Origin of the sequence: Desertivibrio insolitus, assembly GCF_017355965.1 — a bacterium.
Lineage (GTDB): Bacteria > Actinomycetota > Actinomycetes > Actinomycetales > Microbacteriaceae > JAFIQW01.
Genome location: NZ_JAFIQW010000001.1, coordinates 721005 through 735224 on the forward strand (window position 1 = coordinate 721005; position 14220 = coordinate 735224).

Below are 14220 nucleotides of genomic sequence, written 5' to 3' on the forward strand. Positions count from 1 at the left end.
CCGCTGACTGGTCACCGCATCGCTCGCACGGCTCCCTTCGGCAGCGACAGGAGCGAAGTGCGCAGTTGTTGTCGAGGAGCGCAGTTGCGACTGCGCATCACGGGAACAGGTGCACAGTTCGGACAGGCGCCCCCTCCTGCACAAGCCGCTTCAGCCTTCATCAGTCCCCCACCCCCCTTCGTCGGGCCGCGTGCGACCAGGATCTCGGGCAGCCTCGTCGCGTGCTCCTCGAGAACGCCGCCCCTTGGCGACAGCATCTGCTGCTCTGGTCGGACGCCACCACCCCGGCATTACGCAGTCAGCTCCTGCGCGGCCTGAACAGCGGCGATCTGGTCCGCGTGCGTCGCGGCGTCTACATGCCTTCCGTCATCCACCTCGCTGCGACGTCTCGTGAGCGGCATCTGTGGACGATGCGCGCCGCCGCCCTGACGCACGAGCGCTCGCTGGTCTTCGCCCACTTGTCGGCCGCGTGCGCGTGGGGCCTTCCGAACACCGGAAGTTGGCCCGCGTTGCCGCACGTACTCGTGGGGCCGGGCGAAGGCCGCTCCTCCCGCGGCTTCCACCGGCACGCGATGTGGGACGAGAACGTGGAGAACGTGGACGGGCTGCTCGTCGCGCCGGTAGCGAGGACGATCATGGCGGTGGCGCGCACGGAGCCGCTTTCGGTAGCCCTTCCGATGGCAGACCACGCGCTGCCCGGTAATCGCTACCGGCAGTCGTTGCTCACGGGGGCCGAGCCACTGGCCAGGGAGCTGCCGCTACCAGGCCTGCGAGGCTCGAGTATGGCGCGGCTTGTGCTGGAGCTCGCAGACGGGCGCTCGGGCTCGGCCGGGGAGTCCCTCAGCAGGGCCGGGATGGCCGTGCTGAGGATGCCCCTGCCCGACCTGCAAACGCGGTTCTTCGACGAAGCCGGCGTTATCGGAGAGGTCGATTTCCACTGGCCCGTGAACAGGCTGATCGGCGAGTTCGACGGGCGCGGCAAGTACCTGCGGGACGAGCAGCGCGCAGGCCGGACGGCGGGCGAGGTCGTCTACGACGAGAAGTTGAGGGAGGACCGGCTTCGGCGCTTGGGCGAAGCCGTGACCCGGTGGGGTTGGGAGACCGCTCAGGGCTTGGCGTCACTGCGAAGCGTGCTCCTGGCAGCGGGACTGCGGCCGGTGCGTCGACCGACGGTCCTCTAGGTGGTGCGGCCGACGCTTCGGTGCGCAGCTGCTAGCGACGAGCACAGTCCTACCTGCGCACGTCGGCACTAGCTGCGCTTCATGGCGGCCATGCTCGTTGCGCAGTTGCTGGTGACGAGCGCAGTAATGCCTGCGCGCGTCGGCAAGAGCTGCGCTTCGTGGCACACCCGAGGGCCAGGGCGCCCCCGGGAACGCAAGAAGGGGCCGAGCCTTTCGGCTCGACCCCTTCTCTCGCAGTCGGAGACTACTTGTTGATCTTCGTCACCGTGCCGGCGCCGACGGTGCGGCCACCCTCGCGGATAGCGAAGCGGAGGCCCTCCTCCATGGCGATCGGCTGGATCAGCTGGACGCTGATCTCGGTCGTGTCACCGGGCATGACCATCTCGGTGCCCTCGGGCAGCGAGATGACGCCGGTCACGTCCGTGGTGCGGAAGTAGAACTGCGGACGGTAGTTCGCGTAGAACGGGTTGTGACGCCCACCCTCGTCCTTGGACAGGATGTAGACGTTCGCCTCGAACTCGGTGTGCGGCGTGATCGAGCCGGGCTTGACCACGACCTGGCCGCGCTCGACGTCCTCGCGCTTGGTACCGCGGAGGAGCAGACCGACGTTCTCACCGGCGCGCGCGTCGTCGAGAGTCTTGCGGAACATCTCGATCGCGGTGACGGTGGTCTTCGACGACTTCTCCTTGATGCCGACGATCTCGACCTCCTCGTTGGGCTTGAGGACGCCGCGCTCGACACGACCGGTGATGACGGTTCCACGACCGGTGATCGTGAAGACGTCCTCGACGGGCATGAGGAAGGGCTTGTCGGTGTCGCGGACGGGCTCCGGGACGTTCTCGTCCACGGCCTCCATCAGCGCGGCGACGGTGGCGCCCCACTCGGCGTCACCCTCGAGCGCCTTGAGCGCCGAGACGCGCACGACGGGAGCGTTGTCGCCGTCGAACTCCTGGCTCGAGAGCAGCTCGCGAACCTCGATCTCGACGAGCTCGAGGATCTCCTCGTCGTCGACGACGTCAGCCTTGTTCAGGGCGACGACGATGTAGGGAACGCCGACCTGGCGGGCGAGGAGCACGTGCTCACGCGTCTGCGGCATCGGGCCGTCGGTGGCCGAGACCACGAGGATCGCGCCGTCCATCTGCGCGGCACCCGTGATCATGTTCTTGATGTAGTCCGCGTGACCGGGGGCGTCGACGTGAGCGTAGTGACGCTTCTCGGTCTGGTACTCGACGTGCGAGATGTTGATCGTGATACCGCGCTGCTTCTCCTCAGGCGCGTTGTCGATCTGGTCGAACGCGAACGCAGCGTTCAGGTCCGGGTACTTGTCGTGCAGAACCTTGGTGATCGCCGCGGTCAACGTGGTCTTACCGTGGTCGACGTGACCAATGGTGCCGATGTTGACGTGCGGCTTAGTCCGCTCGAACTTTGCCTTCGCCAATGGGTCCTCCTCAGGACTGTCATGTAGGACCCACGGCCGACGGATTTCGACCGCGTGTTCTACGGGTTGGGGTAGTGGTTATCGTACTCGGGCGTCCGAGTGGATCAGTCGCCCTTGTTCTTCTGGATGATCTCGTCGGCCACAGCCTTCGGGACCTCCGCGTAGGAGTCGAACACCATCGAGTACACAGCGCGACCCGAGGTGCGGGAGCGCAGGTCACCGACGTAGCCGAACATCTCCGACAGCGGCACGTTGGCGCGAACGACCTTGACGCCGGTCGCATCCTCCATGGACTGGATCTGCCCACGGCGCGAGTTCAGGTCGCCGATGACGTCGCCCATGTACTCCTCGGGCGTACGGACCTCGACGGCCATGATCGGCTCGAGCAGAACCGGGTTCGCACGGCGTGCGGCCTCCTTGAAGGCCATCGAGCCGGCGATCTTGAACGCCATCTCCGAGGAGTCGACGTCGTGCGCTGCACCATCGACGAGCGTCGCCTTGACGCCGACCGTCGGGTAGCCGGCGAGCACGCCGACCTGCATCGCGTCCTGGATACCAGCGTCGACCGAGGGGATGTACTCGCGCGGAACGCGACCACCGGTGACGACGTTGGCGAACTCGTACGTCGTCTCCGACGTGACCTCGAGAGGCTCGATCGTGATCTGCACCTTCGCGAACTGACCGGAACCACCGGTCTGCTTCTTGTGGGTGTAGTCGTACTTCTCGACGGCCTTCTTGATGCTCTCGCGGTAGGCCACCTGCGGCTTGCCGACGTTCGCCTCGACCTTGAACTCCCGCTTCATGCGGTCGACCAGGATGTCGAGGTGGAGCTCGCCCATACCCTTGATGACCGTCTGACCGGTCTCCTGGTTGAGCTCGACCTGGAAGGTCGGGTCCTCTTCGGCGAGCTTCTGGATCGCCGTACCGAGCTTCTCCTGGTCCGCCTTGGTCTTGGGCTCGATCGCGACCTCGATGACCGGCTTGGGGAAGGTCATCGACTCGAGAACGACCTGCGAGGCCGGGTCGGACAGGGTGTCACCGGTGGTGGTGTCCTTCAGACCGATGACCGCGTAGATGTGACCCGCGGTGATCGAGTCGACCGGGTTCTCCTTGTTGGCGTGCATCTGGAAGACCTTCCCGATGCGCTCCTTGCGGCCCTTGGTCGAGTTGATGACCTGCGCGCCGGAGTCGATCTGACCCGAGTAGACGCGGATGTAGGTCAGACGGCCGAAGAACGGGTGCACCGCGATCTTGAACGCGAGAGCCGAGAACGGCTCCGACGCGTCCGCGTGACGCTCGATGACCTTCTCCTCGTCGCGCACGTCGTGACCCTGAACCGCGGGCACGTCGAGCGGGCTGGGGAGGTAGTCCACGACCGCGTCGAGCATGGGCTGCACGCCGCGGTTCTTGAACGCCGAGCCGCAGAAGACCGGGTAGATCTCGCTGTTGACCGTGAGCTTGCGCACGGCGGCCTTGATCTCCTCGGGGGTGATCTCCTCGCCACCGAAGAACTTCTCGAGCAGGGCGTCATCCGTCTCGGCGACGACCTCGAGCAGCTGCTGGCGGTACTCCTCGGCCTTGTCCTTGAGGTCGGCCGGGATCTCCTCGATCTCGTACTTCGCGCCCATCTGCACGTCACCCTTGGCGTCACCGCGCCACGTCAGGGCGCGCATGTAGACCAGGTCGACGACGCCCTCGAACGAGGACTCCGAACCGATGGGGAGCTGCATCACGAGCGGCTTGGCGCCGAGGCGCTTCACGATCGTGTCGACGGTGAAGTAGAAGTCCGCGCCGAGCTTGTCCATCTTGTTGACGAAGCAGATGCGGGGGACGTCGTACTTGTCGGCCTGGCGCCAGACGGTCTCGGACTGGGGCTCGACGCCCTCCTTGCCGTCGAACACCGCGACGGCGCCGTCGAGGACGCGGAGCGAACGCTCCACCTCGACGGTGAAGTCGACGTGACCGGGGGTGTCGATGATGTTGATCTGGTGGTTGGCCCAGAAACACGTCGTCGCAGCGGACGTGATCGTGATGCCGCGCTCCTGCTCCTGCGCCATCCAGTCCATCGTGGCGGCACCGTCGTGCACCTCACCGATCTTGTGGGTGATACCGGTGTAGAAGAGGATGCGCTCGGTGGTGGTGGTCTTGCCGGCATCGATGTGCGCCATGATGCCGATGTTGCGGACCTTGCTGAGGTCGGTGAGCACGTCCTGTGCCACGGGGGTTCCTTTCGGATGCAGTCAACGCGAAGGCGGCGTCGGCCTGATTGGTGACGCCGCCTTCGCGCGGACGGGAAGAGTGATTACCAGCGGTAGTGCGCGAAGGCGCGGTTCGACTCGGCCATCTTGTGAGTGTCCTCGCGGCGCTTGACCGCGGCACCCAGGCCGTTCGAGGCGTCGAGGATCTCGTTGGTGAGACGCTCGGTCATCGTCTTCTCGCGACGGCCCTTCGCGTAGCTGGTGAGCCAGCGGAGGGCGAGGGTGTTGGCGCGGTGCGGCTTGACCTCGACGGGGACCTGGTAGGTCGAGCCACCGACGCGGCGGGAGCGGACCTCGAGGGTCGGACGGACGTTGTCGAGCGCCTTCTTAAGCGTGGCGACGGCGTCCTGGCCGTTCTTCGCGGCGACGTTCGAGAGGGCGTCGTACACGATGCGCTCGGCGAGGCCCTTCTTGCCGTCGACGAGGATCTTGTTGACGAGCTGGCTCACGACCGGGGCGCCGTACACCGGGTCGGCGACGACGGGGCGCTTGGGGGCGGGACCTTTACGAGGCATTACTTCTTCTCCGACTTCGCGCCGTAGCGGCTACGGGCCTGCTTACGGTTCTTGACCGCCTGCGTGTCGAGCGCACCGCGGATGATCTTGTAACGGACACCGGGCAGGTCCTTCACACGACCGCCGCGGACGAGCACCATCGAGTGCTCCTGCAGGTTGTGGCCCTCACCGGGGATGTAGGCCGTGACCTCGGTGCCGTTGCTCAGCTTCACGCGGGCGACCTTGCGCAGAGCCGAGTTCGGCTTCTTCGGGGTCGTCGTGTAAACGCGGGTGCAGACACCGCGCTGCTGCGGGTTGGACTTCAGGGCAGGCGCCTTGGTCTTGACGACCTTCGGGCTGCGGCCCTTCCGGACCAACTGCTGAATGGTTGGCACTGAATTGCTCCTTGTTGTAGTGCTGCCGGTTCTGTCATGTCCGAACACCCTGGTCAGGGCGTGTCGGGTGCTTTGTCGTCCCACCGGCGGCACACAATGCGTAGTCGTACTGCTGGTTGGTATTGGCTGTGGGGGCCGGATCCGGCCCAACTTCGCCACGAGAAACGGGCGCGCGGCAACGCGCACACCCCCGAAATAGTAGCCGCCCCGCATGCACCGGTCAAATGGTGCACCGGCCGCCTACACAGAGGCCAACGGCATCCGTCGCCCTGCTATTCCCGGCGGCCCGGATGTCAGGCGAAGCTGTCGTCGTGGGCCTGCAGCGCCCGCTCGTACTCGGCGCGGGCCTCGGCGTTCTGCGCCTTGAGACGCCGGCCGCGGGCGGCGAGCGCGATGCCCGACCACAGCGCGACCTCGCGGGCGAGCAGCGCGGCGACAACGAAGTACACGTTGGGAACGAAGGCGAGCAGCCGCTCGAGCGAGCCGACGGGCTCGGTGCGGCCGCCGATGTCGAGGAACGTGTACAGCGCGATCATGCCGAAGTAGACGAGCGCCCCGATGAGCAGGCTGCCGAGCACGTGCGCCCAGGCGCCCGCGCGGTTGGCGAGGAGCTTCACGAGCAGGGTCGCGACGAAGTAGATCGCGATCGGCACGAGGAACACCACGGTCGAGAGGAACGGCAGCCACTCCCCCGTCTGCCCGAGGAAGAGCAGGATCAGGTAGGCCGCTCCGGCCCACGCCGCGGCGAAGACGACGGTGCCGAGCAGGGCGAGCAGGAAGCCGAGCGCGCGGTTGCCCTTCTTGCGCGGCTTCTGGGGAGTGCGGTCGTCCTCCTCCTCGGCGCCCTCGTACATCTCCGCACCGGGCACGGGCGGAAGCCCGGTCGTGACGCCGGCGGATGCCGCGGATGCCGCGGGGCGGGGCGGCACCTCGGTGATCGGCGAGACGCCGGTGTCGGTGCTGTCGGCGGCATCCGGCGACGGGCGCTGCTCGGGCGTCCGCTGCTCGGGGGCCCACTGCGCTCGGGCCTGCTGCTCCGGCGTCCGCTGCTCCGGCGCGGGTGCGGCCGTCGGCGCAGTGCGGGTCTCGGCTCCGGCGACGATCGCGCCCGTGCCGAGCTCCGCGGCGTTGATCGTGCGGGTGGGCGCTTCGGGCTCGGGCTCGACGAGCGGCGGCGGCGCCTGACCCGCGGATGCCTCGGACAGCTGCGTCTGCACGGGGGCGCCGACCGACTCGCGGTCCTCCGCGAACGTGCGGTCCCCCTCCACGGCGCGCTCCTCCACGGGCGCGGCCTCCTCGACGGGCTCCTCGCGGACACCCTCGGATGCGGGAGCGCTCGGCCCGTCGACGACCGGGTCGGCGTCGGGGCGGCGCTCCTGCTCGACGACGCCCCGCGCGTCATCCGGGAGCTGCTCGTCGTCGCGGGTGGGCACGGGGTCGACAACGCCGCTGTCGTTCGCGTCGTCGGCGTCGGTCTGGCTGGGGAACGCGTCGCGGGCGTAGGTCGACGACGACATCACCAGGGCGGGCGGCTCCTCGACTGGGGTCGACTCGCCGGAGGGAGCATCGGTCGCCTCGACGAGCTCCTCGGGGCGGTTGTCGGTGGCGACGGCCTCGTCGGCCGGCTGGGCCTCGGCGACGGCGGGCGGCTCGTCGGTGACGATCGTCGCCTGCTGCATCGGCGTCTCGTCGGCGATGGGCGCGCCGCCGTCAGCATCCGTCTCCCCCACGTCCCGCTGCACCGGCACCGAGCCCGTCGCTCGCTCGCCGGCGCTCGGCGGCGTCAGCGGCGCGGGCTGTCCCAGCGCGTGCGGAGGGACCACCGGACGGGTCTCGTCGTTCGCGTTGTCGTCAGTCATGCCATTCCCCTTGCCGTCGTGACTCGCTTTCGAGTCTATTCAGGGCCCGGATGCCGCCCGCGCACACGCTCCGGGCACGCGCGCCTCATGCGTCTCCGCTGCGTCGACCGGCCATCCATCGCACGGTCTCGTCGATGTCGAAGCCGACCTCTGCCGTCAGCTCCCGAGCTTCGTCCGCAACCATGCCGGGGTGTGCTCGGGCTCGCGGGGGAACCGCTCGGCGTCGAGTCTGAATGCACCCGCGGCCAGTTCGAAGCCGACTCGCGGCTCGCCGTCGTAGTCGAACTGCACGTCGGCCGAGCCGCTCTTGTCCAGCGTCAGTATCATCGTGAACCAGGTGCCGACGCCCTCGCGATACATGAGCTCGCGCAGCTGCTTGACGTCGCGGTGGAAAGCGACCCCCGGGTCCACGGAGGCCACCGCGCCGTCCGCGGTCGTGACCCCAAGGTCGTAGTGCGCCTCACGGCCGAGCACGACGGCCTCGAGGCACAGCCGTGCCCATCCGGTCGCCCCGGCGTTCGCGACCTTCGACGCGATCGTGGTGACGAGCTCCTGCTCCGACTCGGTACGTGTTTCCCCTGCGGTCATCGTCGAGGCTCACTTCCAGGGTCTTCAGCGAGCGGTCGGCGACAGCAGTTCGTCGATGATGCTCTGCGGCGCGCGGCCGACGAAGTGGCTGAACTGCACCGCGGTCGGCTCCGCGCCGCGACCGAAGCCCGCCCAGTGGTCGGAGCCGATCGGCCCCCAGCGGAGGAAGACGTCGCCGTGGTCGTTGTGCACCAACTCAGCGGGGGCGGCGACGTCGTCGACGGCGGAGGGGACCCGGATGTCGGGACCGATGCCCTCCCGATAGCGCACGAGCCGGGCGATCGCTGCGGCGAGGTAGCTCTGCAGCGCCGCGACATCCGGGGACCACAGCTTGAGCGCCGGCGCACCCTTCTCGCTCCTGCGCGCGAGCTGCACGTACTGCCCGCGGTCGAGCAGCAGGAAGCCGTTCGCGCAGTCGCCGAGCATCGTCTCGTCGGGGTTACCCGTCTCGCGCACGCTCCAGCCCAGACGCTCCGCCGCCGAGAGCACCGCCGGATCAACCGATGGTCGCGACATCCTCGATCACCCCCGCATCCAGCAGCTCGAATCCGTTCATCTTCTGCTCGTCCGGACCGAGGAAGAGCACGTAGCGGGCGCCGCCGCCGCGCCCGTAGGCGGGCGCGACCTCGCCGAGCTCGACCACCCAGCCTTGCGGGAGCACGCCGGTCATCCGGTAGGTGTGCAGCCGGTCCTGCGCGGCGCTGGGCAATGGAGCGCGTTGATCGAAGTCGCCGCCGAGGATGGTGAAGAACTCGCCGTGCGGGGAGCCCAACCTGGTCAGCTCCGACCCGAACGCGTCGATCAGCTTGCCGATGTCGTCGAAGCGGACCCGCGTGCCGGGAACGCCTCCGTTCATGGGGGCGGGGCGGAGGTTGCCGTACTCGTCGAGGTACCGGGCCTCCCAATCCGCACGGGTCAGAGCAGTGCTATCGGTCACGATGTCCTACTCTGCCCGCTTCGAGGACGTGGTCCCAGCCGAGCTGCACGGTCACCCAAGCAGAAACGGGCGCGCGGTGTCATGGTCACGACCGCGCTTCGACGAGTCACGACCGCGCTTCGACGAGTCGGTTCACGAAACCGTCCACGTCAGGGATCGATCGCCCGGCGAACGCGCGGAGCATTCGCGGAGTGCAGGCCCCATAGGTGCGGGCCCAGCGATCGTCACCCCAGCGGACGAGCTGGCCGTTCTCGGTGTCGAGCTCCTTCTCGTCGTCTGCGAAGCCCTGCAGATAGTCGCGCAGAACATCGCTCGCGGCACCGCTCAACGCCCACGCCTGGTAGAGCTCGAGCTGAACCGCACCGAAATCGTTCGTCTGCATCCTGAGTCTGGGGCCGGCGCGCCCGTCGTTCGTCACGCGGTATTCGCCCTGCTCGAACGTGACCACCGACCAGACGTCGTACCCGCCCACCTCGATCCGGTCGGCTCTCAATTCAGTGAACACGCTCGGCGCCTTGCCCTCGAGCCGGCTCCTCAGATGGGGTTCTATCGCCGCTCCGAGGTCGGTGCCGACAGCCTCCGATCGCGGACCGGTCAACTCGCCGCGCTCGGACCGCCGACCGAGCGGACCGCCTCGTCGATGTCGAAGCCGACCTCCTGCGCGATCCGGTCGACCTCGGTGGCGCCGAGGTAGGGGAGCATCTTCGCATCGGTTGAGGAGGTCGTGACGGCCCAGGTTCCTTCCGCCCACGAGATGTGGTGGCCGTCGTCGCTCCTTCGCACCTCCACACCGTCGACACTCCGATTCAACGCGCGAGCCTTGAGGTCGAACTCGAGGCCGAGCGCAGACGGCAGCGCACGATTCACGAGCAGGAAACCGTTCAGCACGCGGGGGTTGTTGCTCGTCAGCCGATGACCGGGAGCGTCCCTCTGGTACTCCGTGACAACGAAGGAGTCGTCACGCGATTGCAAGCCGTAGTAGAGCTCCATGTCGCCGATCCTCAATTCGTCTCCGACCGTCGTCACGGTCGTGTCGGACCGGGCCTCGATCAGCGCGAGGATCCGCCCGTCCAGCCACTGCATCATGGCGCGGCGGAAAGCGCGGACGAGAGGGTAGGCGCGGTGATCGCGCCCTCACGGAGCAGCCTCCGCAGCGTTGCGGCTTCGCCCATGTCATCGCGGACGACCAGCTGGACCCCGCCACCGTCGAGCCCGTAGCCGGGTCCGATGCGGGAGACCTCCACGGTCCACCCCTCCGGCAGCTCCAGGAACTCGAAGTCCCACAGGTCGTCGGTCTTGATCTGCATCGGCGGCAGCGCGCGGTCGTTGAAGCTGCCTCCGCCGAGCCCGAAGTAGGTGCCGGACTCCTTGGAGCCCAGTCGATCGAGGCGCAGCCCTCCCCAGTCGCGGAGGAACGCCTGCCCATCGGAGTAGACCACCCGGCTGCCGGCGACCGCTCCGGTGTTCGGCGCCCAGCGCAGCTTTCCATCCGGCAGGATGTTGCGGCTCTCCCAGTCCTCCCGGCTGTACGGCCCCTCGGTGCCGTCCGCCCGGGGACCATGACCCCAGACCTCGGAGGAGTCGAAGCCGAGTGCCTGGGCACCGCGTCCGACGTGCACCGGCGAGTCCGCGTGCTCGGGGATGTTGCCCTCGGCATCCTGAGGCGCGTACGTGGGGCCGAGGTGGCCGTGGCCCTCGATGAGCGTCTGGTTCGCCGCGAGGTCCTGCGCCTCCTGATGGGTCTCGACGTAGCGCGTCCAGCCGTCGCCCGCGGTCGCGGTGCCGTGGAGGATCTCGTGCTGCGCTGCCGTCAGTTCCTGCAGTGCCGCCGGGTCGCGGGGTGTGACCGAGCCTGAATCGGCCGCGGCACCGACCGGGTCGGCCGAGCCCTCGGTCGCCGCGCCCTCGGCGTCATCCGGCGTCGAAGCATCGGCGCTCGCGGCCTCGTCGGCGGCCGCAGCCTCGGCCGCCGCGGTCTCGGCCGCGATCGCCTCGGTGATCTCGTGGTCGGCGGCAGCGACATCGCTCGCGTCGACGGTGCTCGCGGCCGTGATGCCGTCCTGCACCGACGCGGCCGTCGCGGTGTCACCGTCGCCATCGGAGGGGTGCACGTCGTCGGAGGCGGACTGGCGCTCGGCGGCGTCCGTCCCTGACGCCTCATCGCTCGGAGGCGTCGGCTCGGCGCTCGCCGTATCGGCGCTCGTCGCTTCGGTCTCGGCGCTCGTCGCGTCGGACTCGTCGCTCGTCGCTGTCTCGGCGGTGTCGCTCTCTGACGTCTCGCCGCCTTGGCCAACGGCGTCGGAGGTGGCAGCAGTCGGCTCGGACGAGGCCGGGTTCGAGGCGACGTCGTCCTGGGTCGGAGTGCTCGTCTGATCGCCCGAAGTCGCGCCGGCCTCCGCGGCGTCGCCGACCGGCGACGGCGCCGTGGTCGTCGCATCTGCGCCGGCGACGGAACCACCTGTACCCGCCACGGATGCCGCGGGCGAGGCGGCCACGTCGGCGCCGCCCGTGGGTGCGGCCGGAGCAGCCGGATCCGTTGCGCCGGGCTCGGGCGCGGCCGAGTCGGTGCGGATGTCTCCCGCCCCGCCGGTCGGCGTGGTGGAGGCTCCGCCGCCACCGGCTCCGGGCTGCGGAGCGGTCGAGTCGGTGCGCACCCCAGCGCCGCCGCTCGACGCCGTCGAGCCACCGCCCCCACCGACGCCCGGCTGCGGCGCCGTCGAGTCCGTGCGGACGCTGCCGCCGGCACCGGCACCGGCACCGCCCGTACCGGCACCGCCCGTACCGGCGGAACCGCCGGCCGGAGCAGGCTGCGGAGCATTCGACCCCACGGTGCCACCGCTCGGCAGACCGCCGGTCGAGGTACCGGCACCACCCGCGGCACCGGCGCCGGCGGTTGCGCTCGAGACATCCGGGGTCGTCGGAGTCGTGGCATCCGCGGCGCTGCCGCCGGTGACGCCACTCGCGCCGGTCGCTCCGCCCGACGCGCCGCCGCGCGGGGTGACGCGCGAGGTCGCGGCCGAGTCGAGCCGGGACGCGGCGGGTCCGAGGAGGGCCGAGAGCCCGACGGCCTGCACGTTGAAGTCGCCGGAGATCGCGAGGTTGACGCCCTCGGAGACGACGCCCTCGGCAGCGCCGCCGGCCATCTCACTCACGACGCGGCCGCCGGTGCGTCCGACGGCGCTGCTCACGGGCGTGCCCGCGAAGGGGCTGACGAAGGCCCCGATCCCGGATGCCGTGAGGCTCGAGGACTCGAAGCCGTCCTCGCCCGCGCGGATGGCGTTGACGGAGGCGGTCACCGCGACCGCGGCGACGGAGCCCCGGGCGGCCTCGCCCGAGATGCGGGCGAGCGAGCGCAGCAGCGCGGCGCGGGCGACCGCGAACGAGCGCAGCTTCTGAATGACGGTGAGGATCTTCGGCACGAAGCGCGCGATCGTGTGCGCGACCTTCGCAGCCGCGACGGCGCCCGCGCCGCCGAACGTGACGAAGCTGAGGGCGAAGCCGAGCCCGGCGGTGATCGCGATCTCGGCGACCATCTGCCCGATGAGCCAGAGGATCTCGCGGTGCGCGTCGGCGATCGCGTCGGCCTGGCCCTCGCAGACGTCGCGCAGCGAGTCGGCGTCGGACACGACCTGGTCGAGCAGTTCCTCCAAGCGGTCGCGGCAGGCGAGGATGTCGGCCTTCTGCGGAATGTCCATCGAGGCGAGCGCCGTCAGCGACGACGACAGCGAGCTCTTGACCGAGCGGACGTCGGACTCGAGCGAGCTCCACGCGCTCGCCGCCGAGCGCAGCGTGCCGGGGTCGCCGTTGGGGATGACGATGCCTGCGGCGAAGAGGGCGTCCTGGATGAAGTCCTGCACGTCGCCGAGCACGCTCGGCAGACCGGCACCGAGCGCGGTCGGCACCGAGGGGGCCGAGCAGGAGAGGGTCGAGCCGGATGCCGGGATCGGGCTGCCCGAGCGGCCTGCCCCGACGCCCTCGGCGAGGTCGTACGCCCTAGCCGTGCCGCTGATCGCGTTGTCGAGGCCGCTCAGCAGCGAGACGATCGCGGCGGCCTCCTCGAGGATCGCCGGGGCCTTCTCGTCGTAGGCGGAGGCGAAGTCGTCGGCCGACGGGTCGTCGCCCGCCATGCCCTGGGTGCCCGACAGGCTGCCGCCGGCGGAGCCGACCGCACTGCGCAGGCGGGTGGCGACGGAGTGCAGATCCTCGCCGTCGGTGACGAGAACGGCGGGGTCGACGCGGACGAGCATGGCGATCCCCCTACGCCCCGAGTCCGGAGCGGATCGTCGACCACTGCGAGTCGAGCTCGGTGATCGTGGTCTCGTAGGCGGTGAGCGACGCCTCGGCGCGCCCCTTCAGCGATTCGGCCTGCGCGCGCAACGACTCCGCGGTGGTCGCCCAGAGGTCGAAGGCGGCGATGAACTGCGAGAACGCCGGTCCCTGCCATTCGGCGGGCAGCATGTAGGCGAAGCCTGCGGAGCCGTCGCGAAGGGCGGCGGTGTAGTCGACGAGTCCCTGCAGGGTCTCGGTGAGGGCGCGGAGCTGATCCGTGTCGACCTGCTGCTCAGACATCCGGATCGACCTCCTCCCGCTCGGCCGCGACCGTCTCGTCGGGCTGACCACCGCCGGTGCGGCTGATCGCCGCTCCGCCGGAGATGCCGACGAGCTGCGGCGGGGTGATGGAGTCGGCCCGGCCCTGGCCGACGAGCACGCTGGCCGCGACGGCGGCCGTGCTGTCCACGGCGCCCCCGTTCGCCGAGCGACGGGAGGCGAACCCTCCCGAGAGCCCGGTCTCGGTCGAGGTGTAGCTGCCCTCGGCGGCGGTGAGCTGCGCGGCCAGGCCGGTCAGGGCGGCGCGCACAAGGGCGGCCTGCGCCTCCCAGGCCGCCCACTCCTCGGCGAACCGGTCGGCGTCCTCGCCGATCCACGACGCGTTCACCGTGCCGGCGACCGCCGAGCGGACGGATGCCACATTGCCGTCGAACACGCCGACGACGGTCTGCAGTTGCGCGGCGACCTCACCGAGGGAGGCCGCGCGGACGCGGAATTGAACCATGAGTGCCTCAGCACGCG

At 69.6% G+C, this 14220-nt stretch carries 14 protein-coding genes; 1 reads left to right on the top strand and 13 read right to left on the bottom strand.

Going from position 1 to position 14220, the window contains the following annotated elements; all coding sequences use genetic code 11:
- Positions 1-221 precede the first annotated feature (221 nt).
- A complete protein-coding gene (locus tag JUB10_RS03515; RefSeq protein ID WP_207454256.1) occupies positions 222-1181 on the top strand; it encodes a hypothetical protein in 960 nt (319 codons plus the stop codon).
- Positions 1182-1425: 244 nt separating this feature from the next.
- On the opposite strand, the gene tuf is transcribed toward JUB10_RS03515, so the two are convergent.
- The 13 genes from tuf to JUB10_RS03580 all read right to left on the bottom strand — a co-directional run bounded on the left by tuf (position 1426) and on the right by JUB10_RS03580 (position 14203).
- Positions 1426-2619, bottom strand: a complete 1194-nt coding sequence (gene tuf, locus JUB10_RS03520) for an elongation factor Tu (protein WP_207454257.1) — start codon at positions 2617-2619, stop codon at positions 1426-1428.
- Between the two features lie 104 nt (positions 2620-2723).
- Positions 2724-4838, bottom strand: a complete 2115-nt coding sequence (gene fusA, locus JUB10_RS03525) for an elongation factor G (RefSeq protein ID WP_207454258.1) — start codon at positions 4836-4838, stop codon at positions 2724-2726.
- A gap of 83 nt (positions 4839-4921) precedes the next feature.
- Positions 4922-5392, bottom strand: a complete 471-nt coding sequence (gene rpsG / locus JUB10_RS03530; RefSeq protein WP_207454259.1) for a 30S ribosomal protein S7 — start codon at positions 5390-5392, stop codon at positions 4922-4924.
- The gene (gene rpsL / locus JUB10_RS03535) at positions 5392-5766 is read right to left on the bottom strand and encodes a 30S ribosomal protein S12 (protein WP_207454260.1); all 375 of its coding nucleotides are present in this window, start codon (positions 5764-5766) and stop codon (positions 5392-5394) included. Before rpsL ends, rpsG begins: the two co-directional genes overlap by 1 nt.
- Positions 5767-6059: 293 nt before the next feature.
- Positions 6060-7625: a hypothetical protein gene (locus JUB10_RS03540; protein WP_207454261.1), complete on the bottom strand. Its 1566-nt coding sequence runs from the start codon at positions 7623-7625 to the stop codon at positions 6060-6062.
- Between the two features lie 156 nt (positions 7626-7781).
- A complete protein-coding gene (locus tag JUB10_RS03545; protein WP_207454262.1) occupies positions 7782-8213 on the bottom strand; it encodes an antitoxin YezG family protein in 432 nt (143 codons plus the stop codon).
- 24 nt (positions 8214-8237) lie between these two features.
- Entirely contained in the window at positions 8238-8729 is a 492-nt protein-coding gene (locus JUB10_RS03550) for a hypothetical protein (RefSeq protein WP_207454263.1), read from the bottom strand.
- Positions 8710-9150, bottom strand: coding sequence for a glycohydrolase toxin TNT-related protein (locus tag JUB10_RS03555; protein ID WP_207454264.1), 441 nt, complete (start codon positions 9148-9150; stop codon positions 8710-8712). The genes JUB10_RS03550 and JUB10_RS03555 overlap by 20 nt, the downstream gene beginning before the upstream one ends.
- A 106-nt stretch (positions 9151-9256) precedes the next feature.
- Positions 9257-9748, bottom strand: coding sequence for a hypothetical protein (locus tag JUB10_RS03560; protein ID WP_207454265.1), 492 nt, complete (start codon positions 9746-9748; stop codon positions 9257-9259).
- Positions 9745-10236, bottom strand: coding sequence for a hypothetical protein (locus tag JUB10_RS03565; protein WP_207454266.1), 492 nt, complete (start codon positions 10234-10236; stop codon positions 9745-9747). Before JUB10_RS03565 ends, JUB10_RS03560 begins: the two co-directional genes overlap by 4 nt.
- On the bottom strand, positions 10233-13397 hold the full coding sequence (locus JUB10_RS03570; protein WP_207454267.1) for a glycohydrolase toxin TNT-related protein: 3165 nt from the start codon (positions 13395-13397) through the stop codon (positions 10233-10235). Before JUB10_RS03570 ends, JUB10_RS03565 begins: the two co-directional genes overlap by 4 nt.
- Positions 13398-13407: 10 nt before the next feature.
- The gene (locus JUB10_RS03575) at positions 13408-13719 is read right to left on the bottom strand and encodes a WXG100 family type VII secretion target (protein ID WP_207454268.1); all 312 of its coding nucleotides are present in this window, start codon (positions 13717-13719) and stop codon (positions 13408-13410) included.
- Positions 13712-14203: a WXG100 family type VII secretion target gene (locus tag JUB10_RS03580; protein ID WP_207454269.1), complete on the bottom strand. Its 492-nt coding sequence runs from the start codon at positions 14201-14203 to the stop codon at positions 13712-13714. The genes JUB10_RS03575 and JUB10_RS03580 overlap by 8 nt, the downstream gene beginning before the upstream one ends.
- Positions 14204-14220: the final 17 nt, after the last annotated feature.